This window comes from Brevundimonas mediterranea (genome assembly GCF_011064825.1).
Taxonomy (GTDB): Bacteria; Pseudomonadota; Alphaproteobacteria; order Caulobacterales; family Caulobacteraceae; genus Brevundimonas; species Brevundimonas mediterranea_A.
The window spans coordinates 2,130,390-2,148,730 of the sequence record NZ_CP048751.1; the positions used below are offsets into that span (position 1 = coordinate 2,130,390).

At 68.2% G+C, this 18,341-nt stretch carries 19 protein-coding genes; 7 read left to right on the forward strand and 12 right to left on the reverse strand.

From position 1 onward, the window contains the following. Window positions 1–36 precede the first annotated feature (36 nt). Window positions 37–915, reverse strand: coding sequence for a TonB-dependent receptor (locus GYM46_RS17030; protein WP_432207131.1), 879 nt, complete (start codon window positions 913–915; stop codon window positions 37–39). A 3-nt stretch (window positions 916–918) separates the two neighbouring features. Beyond that, window positions 919–2,109 (reverse strand): TonB-dependent receptor plug domain protein, encoded by a 1,191-nt coding sequence (locus GYM46_RS17035; protein WP_008262124.1) that lies wholly within the window; start codon window positions 2,107–2,109, stop codon window positions 919–921. A gap of 163 nt (window positions 2,110–2,272) precedes the next feature. On the opposite strand from GYM46_RS17035, the gene GYM46_RS10480 reads away from it, so the two are divergent. Next, complete coding sequence (locus GYM46_RS10480) at window positions 2,273–3,199, forward strand: TraB/GumN family protein (RefSeq protein WP_154725806.1); 927 nt, start codon at window positions 2,273–2,275, stop codon at window positions 3,197–3,199. 4 nt (window positions 3,200–3,203) lie between these two features. Here GYM46_RS10480 and GYM46_RS10485 read toward each other — a convergent pair whose 3' ends face one another. The 3 genes from GYM46_RS10485 to ppk2 all read right to left on the reverse strand — a co-directional run bounded on the left by GYM46_RS10485 (window position 3,204) and on the right by ppk2 (window position 6,100). Next, entirely contained in the window at window positions 3,204–3,509 is a 306-nt protein-coding gene (locus GYM46_RS10485; protein ID WP_008260749.1) for a hypothetical protein, read from the reverse strand. A 60-nt stretch (window positions 3,510–3,569) separates the two neighbouring features. Then, entirely contained in the window at window positions 3,570–5,000 is a 1,431-nt protein-coding gene (tldD, locus tag GYM46_RS10490) for a metalloprotease TldD (RefSeq protein WP_008258704.1), read from the reverse strand. A 350-nt stretch (window positions 5,001–5,350) separates the two neighbouring features. Next, on the reverse strand, window positions 5,351–6,100 hold the full coding sequence (ppk2, locus tag GYM46_RS10495; RefSeq protein WP_008260949.1) for a polyphosphate kinase 2: 750 nt from the start codon (window positions 6,098–6,100) through the stop codon (window positions 5,351–5,353). 125 nt (window positions 6,101–6,225) lie between these two features. Between ppk2 and GYM46_RS10500 the strand changes: the two genes are divergently transcribed. The 4 genes from GYM46_RS10500 (at window position 6,226) to GYM46_RS10515 (ending at window position 9,251) form a co-directional block, all read left to right on the forward strand. Then, window positions 6,226–7,356, forward strand: coding sequence for a serine hydrolase domain-containing protein (locus GYM46_RS10500; RefSeq protein ID WP_154725807.1), 1,131 nt, complete (start codon window positions 6,226–6,228; stop codon window positions 7,354–7,356). A 65-nt stretch (window positions 7,357–7,421) separates the two neighbouring features. After that, window positions 7,422–8,006: a chemotaxis protein CheD gene (locus tag GYM46_RS10505; protein ID WP_197019726.1), complete on the forward strand. Its 585-nt coding sequence runs from the start codon at window positions 7,422–7,424 to the stop codon at window positions 8,004–8,006. Between the two features lie 82 nt (window positions 8,007–8,088). Then, complete coding sequence (locus tag GYM46_RS10510; RefSeq protein ID WP_008264227.1) at window positions 8,089–8,850, forward strand: extensin family protein; 762 nt, start codon at window positions 8,089–8,091, stop codon at window positions 8,848–8,850. Between the two features lie 197 nt (window positions 8,851–9,047). After that, a complete protein-coding gene (locus GYM46_RS10515) occupies window positions 9,048–9,251 on the forward strand; it encodes a cold-shock protein (RefSeq protein WP_008264090.1) in 204 nt (67 codons plus the stop codon). A 183-nt stretch (window positions 9,252–9,434) separates the two neighbouring features. On the opposite strand, the gene GYM46_RS10520 is transcribed toward GYM46_RS10515, so the two are convergent. Continuing rightward, complete coding sequence (locus GYM46_RS10520) at window positions 9,435–10,346, reverse strand: DMT family transporter (RefSeq protein ID WP_008261394.1); 912 nt, start codon at window positions 10,344–10,346, stop codon at window positions 9,435–9,437. Window positions 10,347–10,386: 40 nt separating this feature from the next. Continuing rightward, window positions 10,387–12,558: a histidine kinase dimerization/phosphoacceptor domain -containing protein gene (locus GYM46_RS10525; RefSeq protein WP_008258816.1), complete on the reverse strand. Its 2,172-nt coding sequence runs from the start codon at window positions 12,556–12,558 to the stop codon at window positions 10,387–10,389. A gap of 245 nt (window positions 12,559–12,803) precedes the next feature. On the opposite strand from GYM46_RS10525, the gene GYM46_RS10530 reads away from it, so the two are divergent. Beyond that, on the forward strand, window positions 12,804–13,580 hold the full coding sequence (locus GYM46_RS10530; RefSeq protein ID WP_040349780.1) for a transglutaminase-like domain-containing protein: 777 nt from the start codon (window positions 12,804–12,806) through the stop codon (window positions 13,578–13,580). Window positions 13,581–13,610: 30 nt separating this feature from the next. On the opposite strand, the gene GYM46_RS10535 is transcribed toward GYM46_RS10530, so the two are convergent. Together GYM46_RS10535 and rpmB are read right to left on the reverse strand one after the other, a co-directional pair. Further along, complete coding sequence (locus GYM46_RS10535) at window positions 13,611–15,338, reverse strand: M1 family metallopeptidase (protein ID WP_008262135.1); 1,728 nt, start codon at window positions 15,336–15,338, stop codon at window positions 13,611–13,613. A 111-nt stretch (window positions 15,339–15,449) separates the two neighbouring features. Continuing rightward, complete coding sequence (rpmB, locus tag GYM46_RS10540) at window positions 15,450–15,749, reverse strand: 50S ribosomal protein L28 (RefSeq protein WP_035306987.1); 300 nt, start codon at window positions 15,747–15,749, stop codon at window positions 15,450–15,452. Window positions 15,750–15,965: 216 nt separating this feature from the next. Here rpmB and GYM46_RS10545 point away from each other — a divergent pair, with 216 nt between their 5' ends. Continuing rightward, a complete protein-coding gene (locus GYM46_RS10545) occupies window positions 15,966–16,490 on the forward strand; it encodes a DUF3617 domain-containing protein (protein ID WP_230307586.1) in 525 nt (174 codons plus the stop codon). Window positions 16,491–16,493: 3 nt separating this feature from the next. Here GYM46_RS10545 and GYM46_RS10550 read toward each other — a convergent pair whose 3' ends face one another. From GYM46_RS10550 to fdxA, 3 genes are all read right to left on the reverse strand, one after another. Beyond that, the gene (locus tag GYM46_RS10550) at window positions 16,494–16,883 is read right to left on the reverse strand and encodes a hypothetical protein (protein ID WP_040350188.1); all 390 of its coding nucleotides are present in this window, start codon (window positions 16,881–16,883) and stop codon (window positions 16,494–16,496) included. A 130-nt stretch (window positions 16,884–17,013) separates the two neighbouring features. Beyond that, on the reverse strand, window positions 17,014–17,544 hold the full coding sequence (locus tag GYM46_RS10555) for a CarD family transcriptional regulator (protein ID WP_008260268.1): 531 nt from the start codon (window positions 17,542–17,544) through the stop codon (window positions 17,014–17,016). A 325-nt stretch (window positions 17,545–17,869) separates the two neighbouring features. Next, complete coding sequence (gene fdxA / locus GYM46_RS10560; RefSeq protein ID WP_008262350.1) at window positions 17,870–18,211, reverse strand: ferredoxin FdxA; 342 nt, start codon at window positions 18,209–18,211, stop codon at window positions 17,870–17,872. Between the last annotated feature and the right edge of the window lie 130 nt (window positions 18,212–18,341).

Consider the following 18,341-nt stretch of genomic DNA (forward strand, 5'->3'; position numbering starts at 1 on the left):
GGACGCCGCCTTTTTTGTTTGGAAATGGCCTTCGCCTCAGAAGGTCTTGCGGACCCGGATCGAGACGAAGGTGCGGGGATCGACCGTGCTGTCCTCGATGAAGGCCACGGCGCGGGTCTCGCGGTCGGCGAAAACCGTCCGGCTGTTCGTGAAGTCGTCCCACAGGTTCAGCTGGGCGCGGATCGCCAGGGTCGGGCTCGGCTTGTACTCGGCGAACATCTCGAAATAGTCCGTGCCGCGCCATCTGGAGACCTGATCCGGCGAATAGTTGGGCTGGCCCAGATAGGGCAGCCAGTTCACGCCCCACTGCAGCTTCCAGCGCGTGATGTCCTGCTCGATGCCGATATTGGCCTGGGTGGCCCGAACACCCGAGATGGGCCGTTCTTCGCCCGTCGTCGGGTCGGTGACGGCGGTCTTGTTCCAGTCGTTCTTGAAGGTGAAGCGGGCGCCCGGCGCGCCCAGCTTGTCCAGCGGCAGGGTCACATTCAGCGACAGCCGGTCCAGCGTGCCCTCGCCGATATTGCCCACCGCCGACAGACCGCCGGCCAGGGGGATCCGGTCGATGGCGTCGATGATCTCGTCGTGGCGATAGCCGATGGAGACGACGCCCTCGCCCCAGAAGCGGCGTTCGTAGGTCAGTTCCGAGATCCAGCGCTGCTCCGGCTCCAGATCGACGTTGCCGCCATAGACGTTCTCCTCTTCCAGGTCGGCCGAGGCGGCGAAGTCGGAGAAGTCCAGCTGGCCCAGCTCGCGCTCGAAGCGGAGGCGCAGCTGGTTGTTCGGCATCGGCGTCCAGGTGGCCATGAAGCGGGGCTTGGCGAAGAAGAAGCTCTTCTCCTGGTCGGCGTCGCCGGACTGGCTGATGGTCGAGGCTTCCAGGCGCAGGCCGGCCTCCAGCGTCAGGTCCGGGTGCAGCCGCTAGGTTCCCTTAGAGAAGGCCTCGCCGCGCGTCTCCTCGACCTTGACCGAGGCGCTGGGCAGGGGAATGGGCGCGCCGCCCTCGGTATAGGCCTGATCGGCCTGGCGCATGTTGTAGGCGATCTCACCGCCGGTCTCGATCGTCAGCTTCGGCGAGCGCTCGTGGCGGACCAGGGCGCGCAGGATGGTCTCTGACCTTTCGCCGGAATAGGCGAAGATCTGTTCGGGGGCGTCCACGCCGTTGTTCAGCACGTTGTAGGTCGAGACCCCGTCCCAGCTGCCGAACTCGTGCATCAGCCGGGTTTCCAGCTTGAAACGGTCGTTCAGGGGACGCTCCCAGGTCACGCCGAACTCGCCGCTGTCGCTGTCCTCGCTGTCCAGGCTTTCGCGGAAGGCGGTGGCGGATCGGCTGGTGTTGTAGCCCTGCCAGTCGTTGATCCCGTAGCGGGCGGTCAGATCGACCTTGCCGCCCGCGAGCGGGCCGGCGTAGGTCCCGCGGATCGAGTTCCCGCCGCCGTAGCCGTCGGTGTCGGTGAGCTCGTCGCGCAGCACATTGCCCGAGGCGTCGCGGCGGATCAGGCGGCCGGGGCCATTGGAATCGCTCATGCTGACGCCGTCGGACAGGGTGACGCCCCAGCTGCGGTCGCCGCTGCGGGCCGTGAACTGGTAGCTGCCGCCGTACAGGTCCTGGCCCGATCCCTCGAACTGGGTGGTGTTCCAGGTCAGGATCGACTGGCGGCTGGTCTCCTTCTTCAGGATGACGTTCACCACCACCGAGAACCCCTGCATGTCGATGCCGGGCGCGCCGCCCCGGATCAGCTCGATCCGCTCGACCTGCCGGGCCGGGGTGCGGCTGAGCACGTTGGAGCCGGTGTCGTTCTTGGAGGCCGGTCGGGCGTTGCCGATCAGGACATTGCCCACCGCCCCCTCAAAGCCGCGCGCGCCCGTGCCGTCGTCGAGGTCGAAGCCGGGCACGCGGTTGACCATGTCGAGCGCGGTGTTGGGCTGTTGAGCGAGAAAGAAGGCGGGCGTGAAGACCAGCACCCCCCGCTGGGCGGCGTCGGCCAGGGGCGCCTGGCTTACCGGTCCGGTCGGCACGGGCGCCTGGGCCACCTGCGGTTCGTCGCCGGCTTGGGCGCTCACGGCGGAAAGCAGCAGGGCGGTGCTTGCCAGCAGCAGTGTCTTTGTCATCGGTCTTTCCCTCGGTCCATTGGCGAGAGGTGTGCCGATCTGTCGCGTTCATCTCCAGTTACAAGGCCGAAAGGTGGATTAAATCGACGACAGCATTACAGAGTGTTCACGTGTCTATACTTTCGATTGTGAGACTATACGGTCGTGCGTACGGGAGATGGACATGAAAGCACTGATTTTGGCTTTGGGGCTGATCGCTGCGCCGACGCCGACGCTGGCCCAGACGGCCGAGGAGCCCGCCACGGTCGATGAGATCGTCGTGGTTGCGCGCCGGATCGAGGGCCCGATGTGGGAGGTCCAACGCGGCGACAGCACGCTGATCCTGGTGGGGTCTATCGACGGCCTGCCGCGAGACATGGAATGGCGCACAGACGCTCTGGTCTCTGCGGTGGAAGGGGCGGATCGCGTGCTGTTCCCGATACAGGGCCAGGCGTCGTTGGCGGATGTCGGACGGCTGCTTTGGCGGATGCGAACTCTGACGCGCCTGCCCAACGACCGCACGAGCGCGGATTATCTCTCGCCCGAGCTTGAGGCGCGGGTGGAACGGATTACAACCGAGGGGCCAAGCCGCAAAAGTATGCTGATGCTGTCGGCCGACCTGATGGAACACGGTGGCTATGCCCGACGCGCGCGGCCCGTGTCGGAGGTAGTGCGCGGGGCGGCGCGCAAATCCCGTAAGCCGGCCGAACCTGTCGGCGTCTTTCGCGGCGACGAGATGGTCGAGAAGATCCTGACCACGCCGCCCGAAGCCTATCTGGACTGTATCGAAAGAGCGGCGACAGCCGCCGAAGCCGGGGAGGTCGAGGGCGAACGACGGGCGGAGGCCTGGCGACGCAGGCAGGTGCCGGCGGTGCTGGCCTCGCCACTGGAGCAGGCGACGAACGCCTGCTCCTACTGGGCGGTAATGGGCGAGGGCGAGAGATTGCGGGGCATCTGGAATGAGGCCGTCGACGAGGCTCTGTCGCAGCCCGGGGTAACGGTGGCCATCGCACCGCTTCGGCTGCTGGCGGAGCCGAACGGCGTCCTGGCCCGGTTGGAAGCCCAGGGCCTGGAGCCGATCGGACCCGAGTGGCGGCCCGCGGCCCCCTGACGCCTTAGCTGGCCGGGGGCTGGCGGTCCGGGACCGCGTCGCGGGCTGCGTCGCCGATGTTCTCGGCCGCGCCGCCGACGCTGTCTGCGGCGCCGGCGATGGCGTTCGACTCGACGGCGTCGTTGCGGTTCATGTTGATCAGGAACCAGCCGATCAGCCCGACCAGGGCCAGGCCGATGATCAGGGCGACGACGCCGCCCAGGCCGCCGCCGCGACGGCTCTCGACGACGACGGGGGCTGCGGCGGGATCGTTCTCGGTGATCCGTTCGACCCGGCCGTCAGGGTGTTCGACAGTGCGTTCGGTGGGCATGGTGTGTCCTCTCCAGTGTGGCGAGGAAACACGCGCTCGGCGATTAGGGTTCCGGCCTGTTCAGACCGCCGTGCCGCCGACGGTCAGGCCGCCCATCTTCAGCGAAGGCTGGCCGATGCCGACGGGCACGCCCTGACCGGCCTTGCCGCAGACGCCGACGCCGGGGTCGAAGGCGAAGTCGTCGCCGATCATCTGGATTTTCGTCAGGGCCGTGGCGCCGTCGCCGATCAGGGTGGCGCCGCGCACCGGCGCGGTGATGACCCCGTCCTCGATCAGATAAGCCTCGTTGCACTGGAAGACGAACTTGCCGTTGGTGATGTCCACCTGGCCGCCCGAGAAGTTGGCGGCGTAGAGGCCGCGCTTGGTATTGGCGATCATGTCGGCCTTGGAGTCCTTGCCGCCCTCCATGAAGGTATTGGTCATGCGCGGCATGGGCATGTGGGCGAAGGACTGGCGCCGGCCGTTGCCGGTGGCGGCCACGCCCAGCTGACGCGCCGACAGTCGGTCGTGCATCAGGCCGACCATGATCCCGTCCTCGATCAGGACGGTGCGCGAGGTGGGGGTGCCCTCGTCATCGACCGACAGGGAGCCGCGGCGGCCGGCGATGGAGCCGTCGTCCACCACAGTGACGCCGGGGGCGGCGACCCGCTGGCCCATCATGCCGTTGAAGACGGACGAGCCCTTCCTGTGGAAGTCGCCCTCGAAGCCGTGGCCGATGGCCTCGTGCAGCAGGACGCCGGGCCAGCCGGCCCCCAGGACCACGTCCATCTCGCCCGCCGGGCAGTCGATGGCGTCGAGGTTGACCAGGGCCTGGCGCAGGGCCTCGTCCACCTGGGCCTGCCAGCGTTCGGGCGCGACCCAGGCCTCGAAGCCGGCTCGGCCGCCGGCGCCGGCGCCGGCGCTCTCGCGCTTGCCGTTCTGCTCGACGGTGACGGAGACGTTCAGCCGGACCAGGGGACGGACGTCGCGCACCACCCGTTCGTCGGCGCGCAGGATCTCGATGGCCCGGCGCTCGCCGACCAGGGAGGCCGAGACCTGGACCACCCGGGGATCGCGGGCGCGGGCCCAGGCGTCGATCTCGGCCAGCAGGGCGATCTTGTCGGAGAAGGCGGGCGAGGCCAGGGGATCAACCGCGTCATAGAGCTGCTGATTGGTGGCGCGCGGCCCTTCGGCGACCCGGGCGGCGTGGCCCTGCTTGGCCAGAGCCGCGCTGTCGGCGGCGCGGCGCAGGGCGGCGGCGGAAATTTCGTTGGCGTGGGCGTAGCCGGCGGTCTCGCCCGCCACCACCCGCAGGCCGAAGCCCTCGGTGGCGTCATAGGCGGCGGACTTCAGCCGGCCGTCGTCGAACACCAGGCTCTCGCTCTCGGACCGTTCCAGGAACAGCTCGCCGTCGTCGGCGCCGGCCAGGGCCGTCTTCAGGATCGACAGGGCTTCGTCGGTCTCGACGCCGGCGGCGTCGAGGATGGGGGGCGGGGCGGCGTGAACGGTCATGGGCTGTAGGTAGGGGCTGGAGGGCGGTTCGTCACCTGCCGGGGCGGATTCAGACGCCGGGACGAAAAAAGAGAGTCTGAATCGTCTGAATAGTCTGAAATCGGCGACGGCGGCGTTCAGGAAAAAACACAGTCTAATTTGTCTGAATCGTCTGAAATCTCCGGCGACGGCGGCAAGGGCGACAGACTACCACGCGCGGGAGGGGCGTCAGGTCGATGAGTCCTCCGGTTCGGCAAGGCGTTGAAATCCTTGCTGAAGGACCAGCGTCATTATGAGGGCAAAGATCCCTTTCGTCATTCCGGGTCTCCGCTGCGCTGCGCCCGGAATGACGAAAGAGAAGGGGGAGCGGCTCAGCGCGCCAGCCTGCCCTTGGCCTTGTCGGAGTCGAGAACGATGTCGGGGTCCGGCGCCGCGATCTCCTCGCCGCAGTGGTCGAGCACCTTCAGGATGTGGCGGATCAGGTTCAGCCGGGCGGTCTTCTTGTCGTCGGTGGCGATGATGGTCCAGGGGGCGAAGGCGCGGTCGGTCTCGTCCAGCATCCGGTCGCGGGCGTCGGAATAGGCGTCGAACCGCGCCTCGGCCTCGGCGTCCAGCGACGACAGCTTGAACCGTTTCAGCGGATCGACGCGGCGTTCCTTCAGCCGTTTCGCCTGTTCCTTGCGCGAGATGTCGAGCCAGAGCTTGATCAGGATGATTCCGTCGTCGGTCAGCATCCGCTCGAAGCGCGGCGCATCGGTCAGGAACTGGGCGTACTGCTCGGGCGTGCAATAGCCCATCACCGGCTCGACCCCGGCGCGGTTGTACCAGGAGCGGTTGAAGATGACGGTCTCGCCCGCCGCCGGCAGATGCGGGACGTAGCGCTGGAAATACCACTGGCTGGTTTCCCGGTCGCTGGGCTTGGGCAGGGCGACGACGCGGGTCTGGCGCGGGGACATGTATTCCGTCAGCCGCTTGATGGCCCCGTCCTTGCCGGCGGTGTCGCGCCCCTCCAGCACGATGACCACCCGCAGCCCATGCTCGATGGTCCAGGCCTGGGTCTTCACGACAGCGAGCTGAAGCTGTTCTAGTTCGGCGTCGTAGGCGTCTGTTTTCTTTCCCATTCGATCAGAGTGGGACGGGACGGGGGCGAGGGCAAGCGGGGCGTTGACGGGCGATGCAAGATGACGCGCTTCTCACGTGCCGCCAGCGGCGACCGGGGCTAGGATATTCCAAAGTGAAGGCTTCGATGACGCTGAATCGCCGCAGGCTTTTGGCCGCCGGACTGGTCGCTGCGGCGACCGGAGGCGTGTCGTCCGCTTCGGCGGGCGACGCCGCAGACTATGAGGCGGGGCTGGACGCCGCGTTTGCGGAGACCGGGCCGGTCGCCCTGGCCGGGGGCGTGGTCACGCGCGAAGGCCTGGTCTGGTCCGGGGTGCGGGGCGTGCGAAGGATCGGCGGGACCGATCCCGCGACCCTGAACGACCGCTGGCACCTGGGGTCGAACACCAAGGCGATGACGGCGGCCCTTTACGGGCGGCTGGTCGACCAGGGACGGGCGGACTGGGACGCGCCGCTGGGGAATCTGTTCCCCGGCGTCCGGATCGACCCGGCCTGGGACGGGACGACGATCCGCGACTTCATGCATCACCGGGCGGGGGTGAAGGACGCCGACGCCCTGGGCATGGTCTTTTTCCTGACCGCGAGGGGCGACCCGCGGTCCCTGCCGCAACAGCGGCTGGCCGTGGTCGAGCGGATGTTGGGCGTCGCGCCGACCGGGACGAAGGGGGCGTTCGAATACGCCAACGCCAACTATATGCTGGTCGGGGCGGCCATCGAACGGATCACGGGCCAGTCGTGGGAACAGGTCGTTCAGGCCGAATTGTTCGCGCCCCTGGGCCTGACGTCGGGCGGTTTTGGCGCGCCGAAGACCGATACGGCGGGCGGCCCCAATGTCTGGGGGCATCGCGGCGAAGGGGCGGCGCGGGTCGCTGTGGATCCCGCCGATCCGGGCGCGGACAATCCCCCGGCCCTGGGGCCGGCGGGGACGGCGCACATGAGCCTGGACGACTATGCGAAATGGCTGAGGCTGTTCCTGACGGACGGCGGCGGCTGGCTGAAGCCGGAGACGGCGGCGCAACTGGCCACGCCGGGCGCGGGCGAGGGCATGCCCTACGCCCTGGGGTGGATCGCGCCGCCGCAGATTCCCTGGGCGGGCGGGCCGGTGCTGACGCACGACGGGTCGAACACCCTGTGGTACGCGACGGCCGTGGTCGCCCCGGCGCGGGGCGTGGCCTTCATCGCCCTGAGCAATCAGGGCGCGGGTCAGGCGGCGACGACCGCCCTGATGCGAAAACTGGTTGGACGGCTGAACGCCTGAGCAGATGCCAGACCCGTTCTAAATGCTCTGTACACCACTTGCGGTTATTCCGGAGCGGTGAGTGAGTGAAGGCGTACGCAGTGCTGAGTTACAATGTCTTACGAGGCGGCTGGGAGCGCGACGGGCGTCAGGTCGACCACGTCTCGCTCGGCCAGGGCGAATTCTGCGTCAGCGACGATCCCGACACCGTGATCACCACGGTCCTGGGATCCTGCGTTGCGGCCTGTGTGCGCGATCCCAAGGCCGGAATCGGCGGGATGAATCACTTCGTCCTGCCTCGGCTTCCCTCCGGCTCGCGGAGCGACCCCTCCCGCTACGGCTCCCGGCTGATGCCGCTGCTGATCGACCGCCTGCTTGAACGGGGCGCCAGCCTGAAGCGCCTGGAGGCCCAGGTGTTCGGCGGCGCAAGTCCCGGCCCGTTCCAGAATCCCATCGGCCAGAACAACGTCGATTTCGCCATGGCCTATCTGGCCGAGCGCGGCATAGCGACCGCCGCTCCCGTTCGCAGCGGGGCGGCGGGCTGCAGGCTCGAGTTCTGGCCGGAGTCAGGCCGGCTGATCCACACGCCGCTGACCGGGGTGAAGAAGGTCGCCGGCGCCAGGATCATGCTGCGCCCGGTCAAACCTCTGGTGCTGTCGTCCGCCGCCTAGGGGCGCGGGCGGCTGTATTTGAACGCTTCGCCCCCTCGCGGCGTTTGCCAGCGGGGCCGTGGGCGGTCCATGCTGGGGCTGCATGAAGCGCGACTTCGCCGATTTCTGGAATCTGCTGTGGGAGGTCGGGCTGCTGGCCTGCGCCGCCTTCGCGCTGTTGAACGCCTATGCGCCGCCGCAGGACCTGCCGTGGAAGCCGCTGGACCTGAGCCAGCCGCTGGGCCGGGCGACGGCGGCCAAGGTGGCCGACTTCGACATCGCCCCGACGGCGGCCCCGGAAGAGGTCCAGGGGGCGACCGAGGCCTGTATGCAGGTGCTGCGCGAGGCGGGGATCGAGGTCGAGCGGGCGGCGGATCGCGACGACGGCGGCTTCTGCGTCGTGCGCGGGGCGGTGCGGATCACCGGCGGGGCGGTGACGCCCCTGGCCCCGGCCGATGTGGTGATGCAGTGCCCGCTGGCCGTCCGCTATGTCATCTGGGACCGGCAGGTGTTGCAGCCGGCGGCGCGCAGCATCCTGGGCTCGGCCCCGGCGCGGGTCGAGAACTACGGGACCTATTCGTGCCGGCGCATCTATGGCTCGCAGGACGAACAGGAGCGGCCCAGCGAACATGCGCGGGCCAACGCCCTGGACGTGGCGGCGGTGCGGCTGGAGGACGGGCGGACCGTCAGCGTGCTGAACGACTGGCGCGGCCAGGGTCCGGCGGGCGAGCCGGGCGGGCGGTTCCTGCACGCGGTGCGCGACGGGGCGTGCCGACTGTTCTCGACCGTGCTGACGCCCGACTACAACGCCGCCCACGAGAACCATCTGCATGTCGATGGGGCCGAGCGGGGCCTGTGCCGTTAAGGTTGAATCGCCCCTGACGCGAATCGCTTTGCTGTTGACCGACCGGAAAAGCCGGGTGACAACAACAGCACAGTCCGGATTTTGCGTGGGGTCCACACCCGCGTCTCGCTCCTTCGCCTGAACGAGCTGTCCAGATGGACTGTCGGGTCACCCTGAGGGGGATCCGCCTGGAAAAGCGCGTTTACGGAGACGCAGACATGGCGACCGGTACGGTCAAGTGGTTCAACCCCACCAAGGGCTATGGATTCATCCAGCCCGACAGCGGCGGCTCTGACGTGTTCGTTCACGTCACCGCCGTTCAGAAGGCCGGCCTTCAGGGCCTCGATGAGAACGCCAAGGTCGAATACGAGCTGGAAAACCAGCGCGGCAAGACTTCGGCGATCGACCTCAAGCTCCTCTGAGTCGAGCGGCCGATTAAGGCATGAGAACAGGCGCGGGGGCCAAGGCTTCCGCGCCTGTTTTTGTTTGGGCTACCGCGCTTCGCGCGGTTTGAGCCGCATGATGTGGGGCTACCGCGCTTCGCGCTACTTGAGCCGCATGATGTGGGGCTACCGCGCTTCGCGCTACTTGAGCCCGAGGTTGGCCTACGCGGCTTCGCGCGGCTTGAGCCCTTCGGTCGGCTTCGTTCGCTGGGATCTCTGCGCCATCACGATGGCGCCCAGGACCAGGGCGCCGCCCAGGGCCTGTATGGGCGTCAGGGTCTCGCCGAAGATCCACCAGCCCAAGAGGCCGGCGACGACCGGCTGGATCAGGATGGTGACGGCGGTGATTGAGGCCGGCAGCTTGCCCAGGGCCCAGGCGACGCCGCCCTGGCCGAAGACGTGCATGACGCCCATGGTCAGACAGGCGGCCCAGCCGGACAGGCTGGCGGGGATGATGTCCTCGCCCAGGACCAGGGCCACGATCAGCAGCAGGGGCGCGCCCAGCAGGGTGGCCCAGAAGGTGACGCGCATGGCGCCGGCCGTGGCGCGCGCCGCCTTCACCGCCAGGAAATAGCCCGAGTACCAGACCGCCACCGACAGCGAGAAGAGGTCGCCCAGCGGCGGATTGGTCCCCTGTCCGCCGTCGGCGCCCGCCGCCATGGCGAAGGCCCCGCCCATGGCCAGGGCCAGGGCCAGCAGGAACAGCCGGTGCGGCGTCTCCTTCAGCACGATCCAGCCGAACAGGGTGACGACGACCGGCGTCAGGTTGCACAGGACCGTGGCGTTGGCGACCGAGGTCATGACGATGCCGTAGTGCCAGAAGCTGAGGTCCAGGGCGAAGAACAGGCCGGCCAGCAGCGCCCATTTCGACGGGGCGGCGATCCCGCCCGGCTCGCGCGACGCCAGCAGGGTCAGCAGGGGCAGGGCGAAGACGAACCGCCAGAAGCCCGCCGCCGCCGGACCGGTCTCGGTCAGGCGCACCAGGATCGGCGCCAGGCCCAGGACGCAGGCGGCGATCAGCAGGACGATCAGGGCGAAGGCGCGGGGGGAGACGCGGGCGGCGAGAGCGGACATGGCGGGCCTCTTACGCCGCCCCGCGACCTTCCGCCACAGGTCAGGCCAGATCGGAGGCGGGATCGATCCGGGCGCGCAGCGCGACTTCCAGACCGGGGGCCAGGTCGCGATAGTCGATACGGCCGTCCAACTGGGTGACCAGGCTGCCGATCATCAGGGAGCCGAAGCCCTTGCCCGCCTTGTGGCCGCCCTTGCCGTCGTCGGCCACGACCAGGCGGAACCGGTCGTCGCTCTCGCTCAGGGTGATGCGCAGCGGGCCGGGCCGGCCGTCATAGGCGTATTTCTGGGCGTTGATGATCAGTTCGGTCAGGATCAGGCCCAGGGTCACGGCGCGGCCGGCGTCGATACAGATCGGGGCCAGGTCGGTCTCGATGGCGGCGGCCCAGTCGGCGCCCATGCTGGCGCCCAGGTCGTCGACCAGTTCGCTGATGTAGCGGGACAGGTCGATCGTCGTGTCGTGGTCGCCGCGATAGAGGCGGCTGTGGACGGTCGAGACGGCGCGGACGCGGCGACGCGCCTCCTGCAGGGCCGAGCCGGCGGGACTGTCGCCCAGGTCGCGGGCCTGGAGGCCCAGGAAGCTGGAGACCAGGGTCAGGCTGTTCTGGACCCGGTGATTGACCTCGCGCATCAGGAACTGCTGCTGCTCCAGTCGTAGCTCGCGCTCGGTCAGCCGGGCCTGGAGCGACTGGTTCTGGCTGCGCAACTGATTGACGGCGGCGAAGTCGAACAGGGCGTCGCGCAGGCGGGCGGCGGATTCCACGGCCGCCGCGCTCCAGCGCCGGGCGCGGCCGGTGACGGTCTGGGACCAACCCTCGAACGAGGCGCGGGGCGTCAGGGGGCCGCCGTCGGCCGCCGACTTGACGGCGGTGGACGGATCCCCGGCCCAGCGGACCGTCTCCAGGATCTCGGACCGGAACCACAGCAGCGACAGGGGCTGGTCGCCCGCCAGGCGCACGGCCAGCAGGCCGCTGGCGTGGACGCGCCAGGCCTGGGCCTCGGGCAGAAGGGCGGACAGGGCGTTGGAGGCGACGGGGCGCAGGCCCGGCTGCTGGCCCAGCCAGTCCGACAGGCGTCGCACGGCCTCCTGCGGCGGGGTGTGGCCGAAACAGGCGATGCGGTCGCCGCGCACGATGGCCAGGCCGTCGGCCCCGACCAGCTCGGTCAGCTGCCCCGAATGTTCGGCCAGGGCGGCGTCCAGATCGCGTTCGGTGGACAGGCGCAGGATCAGTTCGTCCTCCAGCCGGCGCAGGCGGACCCGGTCGCGATACAGTTCGGCGTCGGCCTTGGTCTTCAACTGACGGGCCAGGGTGCGGGCCAGGGTGGTGCAGGCGACCCGCAGTTCATAGGGCAGCAGCAGCGGCGTGGCGCTGTGGCAGGCGACCAGGCCCCACAGGACGTCGTCGACGATGATCGACACCGAGGCCGAGGCCCGCACGCCCATGTTCTTCAGATACTGGATATGGACCGGCGAGACCGAGCGCAGGCCGCTGTCGCTCATGTCCAGCGGCGGCTCGCCCGGCGCGACCGGCCGCAGGGGCTGGGGCGTATAGCGGCAGTCGGGGATGACCCGCACCGGATTGCGCAGATACAGGGCGCGGGCCTGGCGGGGGATGTCGGTCGCCGGGAAATGGTGGTTCAGGAAGGACGACGCGCCGGCCGCGCGCGATTCCGCGATCACCTGGCCCGCCTCGTCGTCGAGGAAACGGTAGATCATGACCCGTTCGAAGCCGGTCAGGCTGCGGAAGGCGTCGGCGGCGCGTTCGCACACGGTCTGGACCGAGGCGGCCCGTTCCAGGGCGGCGCCGGCGGCGTCGAGCCGGGAGATCAGTTCGACCCCGAGACGGGCCTGCTGCGAGCTCTGCTCGACCTCGACCACCATCCGCTCCAGCGGGGCCCGGCCCGGCGCATAATGGACGACGATGTCGTATTCCAGCCGATTGGTCGCGCGCCAGCGGCCGGCGAAGCCCGTCTCATGGCCGCGGGCCATGTCGCGCAGACGACGACCGACGACCTCGCCCAGAAGGTCGGTCGCCGACTGATCCATCCAGGTCGTGCGGCCGGTCAGTTCCTCGACAGCGCCGGCGACCTGTTCGACGGTCTGGGCCTCGAGGTTGAGCACCAGCAGGAAGCCGTGCGGCTGGATGGCCTGGGGGACATGGATCGGCTCGCGATCGCAGTCGGTCAGGTCGATGAGGGCGGCGGGCGCGCTCATGCGGCGGACGTCCGGTCGCCCGCGCCGGAGAAGCGTGGCGGTTCCGGGACGTTTCGCCGGGTTTCGCTTGTGGGGAGGTTCATGCGGCCGACAAGGTAACACACGGGCGACGCTTGTCTATTTCGCGTTATAAGTGTCCGGTGGCGGACAGTGTCGCGCCGCTGGCCGACGCGGGCCATGGACACGGAACGGCCGCAGTCCCATGGCGTTGGGATACGGTTCCCCTTTCCAGTTGGCAGCCCTTCATGAAACTGCGCGTCCGCGCCGAGCTCGTCTATCGTTTCGATCCGCCGACGGACGCCATCTACAAGATCCAGGTCGCCCACTGGCCCGGCCAGGACATCTTGGAAGAGGCCCTGACCTTCGATCCGCCGGTGGAGTTCCACGAGGACGAGGACGTCGATTTCGGGGCCCGGACCCTGCGCTGCCACGTCGAGGGCGAAGTGACCCTGACCTATGAGGCGGTGGTCGAGAACGGGGTGCTGAAGGGCCTGCCGCCCAGCGTGTCCCAGCATGACTGGGGCGAACTGCCGGCCGAGGTCCTGCCCTATCTGCAGCCCAGCCGGTACTGCCCGTCGGACCAGTTCGGCCGGTTCGTCACGCGGGAGTTCGGCGACACCTCGGGCGGGGCGCGGGTGCTGGCGATCCTGAACTGGATCACCGAGAACCTGGATTATGAGCACGGCGTGTCGGACACCGAGACGACGGCGGCGCGCACCTTCATCGACCGGGCCGGGGTGTGCCGCGACTTCACCCACCTGGGCATGACCCTGTGCCGGGCGTCGGGGATTCCGGCGCGGGCGGTCAGCGCCTTTGCGCACCAGCTGAATCCGCCCGACTTCCACGCCATCTTCGAGGTCTGGCTGGATAACGGCTGGTGGCTGGTCGATGCGACGCGGCTGGCGCCGGTCGAGGGTCTGGTGCGGATCGCCTGCGGACGCGACGCGGCGGACATCGCCTTCCTGACGACTCAGGAGCGGTGCCAGATGGTGCGCCAGTCGGTGACGGTGGCGCCGGCCTGAGTGTTTCACCCTCTCCCATTGGGAGAAGGATCAGCGTTTTTGCTCCGCCTTATAGGCCTGCAGCGCGTCGATCACGTCCATCTGGCGTAGCACCTTGTTCTGAGGATCGATCAGGACGTGCGCCCCGGCGGGAACGGCGATCTCACCCCGGCCGCCGGTCATGGCGACGGTCTGGACGCGGCCGTCGATCTCGACGTCCAGCGGCATGGGGAAGGTCTCGCCGTTGCCGGTCGCCCATTCCAGCCGCAGCACGTCGCCGTCTTGCGTCTGGGTCAACACCGGCAGGGCGGCGTTGTAGAGATAGCCGCGGAAGAACCAGCCGTAATCCTGGCCCGTCACCTGGTTGACGATCTGGAGGAAATCCCGCGTCGAGCGGTACAGGGGCCTGAAGGCGCCGGGCCGGGGATCATCGGTTCCATAGACCAGGCGGGTCAGGGCCTGGTGGAAGGCGACGTCCCCGATCAGCATCCGCAGCGAATGGCTGATCAGCGAGCCCTTCGAATAGATGTCGTTCCCCGGGCCGACGTCGCCCTTGTAGACCTCGTCCTCGGTCTTGGGCGTGCCCGAGACGACGGGGAACTTGTTGATCAATCCCTCGCGCTGGTTCGCCAGTTCGCGCTGCATATAGCGGTCGCCCAGCAGCCAGCGGGCGTAGAGGGGCTGCATATAGCTGCCCAGACCTTCGTGCAGCCACATGTCGTCGGCGTTCTGATTGGTCAGTTGGTTGCCGAACCATTCATGGGCGAACTCGTGCTGAAGCAGCCAGTCATAGCCGCGCCCGTCGATCTTGTAGCCGTTGCCATAGGCGTTGATGGTCTGGTGCTCCATGCCCAGGTGCGGGGTCTCGACCACGCCCATCTTCTCGTCGCCGAAGGGGAAGGGGCCGACATTGGCCTCGAAGAAGTCCAGCATCTTTGGAAACTGGGCGAACAGGGCCTGGACCTTGTCGGGCGCGTCCGACTTCAGATGCCAGTAGTTCATCGGGATCGTATTGCCGAACCGGCTTTCGTACTGGCCGCTGACCTCCTCGTAGGGGCCGACATTCAGGGCGATGGCGTAGGTGTTGGGGCTCTTCGCCGACCAGTTCCAGGTGGTCCAGCCGTCGCCGTGATCGACCGTGCCCAGGAACCGGCCGTTGGACGGCGCCGACAGGGTCGAGGGGATGGTGATGTGCAGGTCGACCCGGCCCGGCTCGCCGTGCGGGCTGTCGATACAGGGCCAGAAGATGTCGCAGCCCTCGCCCTGGACGGCGGTGGCGATCCAGGGCTCGCCCGACGGGGCCGTGGACCAGACGAAGCCGCCGTCCCAGGGGGCGCGGGGCGCGACGCGGGGCCGGCCGGCGTAGGCGACGCGCAGGGCGACGCTCTGACCGGCGGCCAGGGGGCGGGGCAACTGGACCGTCAGACGGCCTTCGGGATTGGACCAGCGGTCGGCGGCGACCTCGACCCCGTCGATCTGGACGGAGGAGATGGCCAGCAGGGTGTCCAGTTCGACCTCCAGCCGGTGCAGCGGGGCCGTGGCGGTGAAGTCCAGAACCGCGACGGCGTCGATGGCCCGGTCCTCGGGCAGGACCCGGATCGACAGGTCGGCCTGGTCGAACCGCATCGCCTGCTGTTCAGGCGTCAGGGGCTGGTCGGTGGCGAGGGTGAAGGCGGTCGACTCGCGCGGAGCCGAGGACGGCGGCGGCGGCGGGGTCGTGGCGCAGGCGGCCAGAGCGAGGCCGGCGGCCGTACAGGCCAGGGTGTGCGCGATCGTCATGGAATCCCCTCCGAATACGGCCGAAGCCTAGCCGTCGGCCGGGGCGGGAGGCAAAGAAAAAGGCCGGCGTCGCCGCCGGCCTTTTCCAGAAACAGATGCAGCGGTCGCCGATCAGGCGGCGGCGGCTTGCTCGGCCAGCTTGGCGCGGACCTGACGCTTGATGCGCTGGGCGGCGATCGACAGCTGCTCGTCGCGGGCCTTGACGATGAAGGCGTCCAGGCCGCCCTTGTAGTCGAGGGTGCGCAGCGCGGCGTTCGAGATACGCAGCGAGAAGGTCTGACCCAGGGAATCCGAGGTGACCTTGACCGTCTTCAGCGACGGCAGGAAGCGGCGCTTGGTCTTGATGTTCGAGTGGCTCACGCTATGGCCGACCATCGGGCCGATACCGGTGAGTTCGCAACGACGCGACATCGTCAGATCCTTAAGGTGCGGCGTCCAGCCCGAAACAAGGGAGAAGACGCATGAAACAAGTACGCGCGGGAAGCAGCCCGCGCGAGAGGGGGCCGTATAAGGGAAGAGGAGGTTCGGCGTCAAGCCGAGTCTTGGGCTTTCGAGGCTCGTCGCGCGTCGGCCGGGACACGACTTCGTTCAGGCGTCATTCAAATGACGCGCGCTATGGGTCATATCATGAAGATCCACGCTGAACAGAAGGCCGCCATGTCTCGCCCGTCCCTGATTGATCGCCTGTCCAAACGCGCCCTGTCCCTGAAGGTCTGGGCCGTGCTGGCTCCGGTCATGGCCGGCGGCGTCCTGCTGGCCGCCCCCGCCCTGGCCCCGGCCCAGACGGCCGCCCAGAGCGAAGTCCTGCCCGGCTACTGGGAATATACGACCAGCGCGCTCGGCCAACGCGACACCGAACAGAAATGCGTGCGGCCCAGCGAGATCAACCGCTTCTTCGGCGGTCTGTCGACCAACCGCTGGCGCTGCACCTATCCGACCCGCGTGGTCGGGGACGGCCGGGCGCGGTTCGAGGGGACGTGTCAGGACAAGAAGGGCCGCCGGGTCAATGTGCGGCTGACCGGCGCCTATGAGGACACCAGCTTCAGCTTCCGCGGCGGGGCCCAGCTGCTGCGCGGCACCCCCTATATTCCCGCCACCATCACGGCGCGCCGCATCAGCGCCCAGTGCCCGGCCGATGCGGAGTATTTCTGAGCCTCAGACGGGTTCGGAGCGGGCGACCACATAGGTGTGCATCTGGTCGTCCGTCGAGAGACTGACGTATTCGCCGGTCTCCAGGCGTTCGTCGGCCAGACGGAAACCGTGGACGTCGTCCGCGTCGCCGGGTTCGAAATCCAGGAACCAGCGGTCGGGGGCGGCGTGACGCAGCCGACCGAAGGCCAGGGTGGCGCCGTGCGAAAAGCGGCGGACCCGGCATTTTTCCGGCGCTTCTCGCCAGACGGCGGCGTCCAGGCGGCGCTCGGCCGTCAGCGGCGCGAGAATATCATAGCCCGCCTCGGGATCGCCCGCCGGGGCCTGCGGCTCGCGCGCCAGTTCCAGACGGATGTGATGAAAGCCCAGCGGGGCGGCGGGGTCGGCGTCGGTCATGGTCGGCTCCTGATCAAGGGCCATGTGGACGTCGAAGCCGCAGGCGCGCCTTGATGTCGGTCAAACCAAAAAGGCCCCGGATCGTTCCGGGGCCTTTCCGTTGGTTCGAGGCGGAAGCCCCAACCTGTATTCAGGCGGCTTCGGCGGTCGGGATCGGCTTCTTGGCGCTGAGCGACTTGGCCAGCAGTTCGACGGCGGCGTCCTTGTCGATCTTGTTGGCGGCGGCGACTTCGCGCGCCATCCGGTCCAGGGCCGATTCATAGAGCTGGCGCTCCGAATAGGACTGTTCCGGCTGGGTGTCGGCGCGGTGCAGGTCGCGGACCACTTCGGCGATGGAGATCAGGTCGCCCGAGTTGATCTTGGCCTCGTATTCCTGGGCGCGACGCGACCACATGGTGCGCTTGATGCGGGCGCGCCCCTTCAGGGTGGTCAGGGCCTTGGTCACGACGTCGTCGGCGGCCAGCGAACGCAGGCCGGCCGTCGCAGCCTTCTTGGTCGGGACGCGCAGGGTCATCTTCTCGTGGTCGAAGGTCACGACATAGACTTCCAGCGACATGCCCGCGACTTCCTGAGTCTCGACCGCCGCGACTTTGCCGACGCCGTGCGCCGGATAGACGACCGCGTCGCCAACCTTGAACTCCAGACCAGTCTTGCTCGTCATATTCGTCCTTTCCCGGTCAGGGCCGGGCGACGCGAAGGCGCAGGAAACGCAAACAGGATCTCGGCCGCCGGATCTCTCCGTCGGTCGGGATGATGCTGGGCGTCAAATGCGGAAACGGATCACCAAACCTCTGGCCGATCCCGTCTGTGGGCGGGATTCTGTCGCAAACACGGGCGGCGCGAAGATTTCGCGGACCGCCCGATCCAATGAAACAGAACCTATCACAAATTTGCGGAATTTCAAAACGTCCACAGGGCGGACGTGGATTTGCGACAGTTCAACCTTGGCCGTTCGGCGGGGCGAGGCGCCGAAAGTCGTCGAGAAATCAGGCGCCCTTGCCGGGCTTGGGGCTGAAGTATTTCTCGTACTTGCCCGTCTCGCGCTCATATTGTTCGCGGTCGGCGGGGGGCGTCCCCTTGACGGTGATATTGGGCCAGACCTTGGCGTATTCGGCGTTGACCTGCAGCCACTTGCCGTCCGGCTCGTCCTCGGTGTCGGGCACGATGGCGTCGACGGGGCATTCCGGCTCGCACACGCCGCAGTCGATGCACTCGTCCGGGGCGATGACCAGGAAGTTCTCGCCCTCGTAGAAACAGTCGACGGGGCACACCTCGACGCAGTCCATGAACTTACATTTCACGCAGGCGTCGGTGACGATGTAGGTCATGGGGCGGCGAACGGGGGCGAAACTGTGGGTGGGAGGCCTGCGACATGGCGGCCACGCAACCAACTGTCAACAGCGCGGCTTAAGGTGGGAGACGTTCGCAGGCGGTCTGACACGACTTGACAACAGTCAG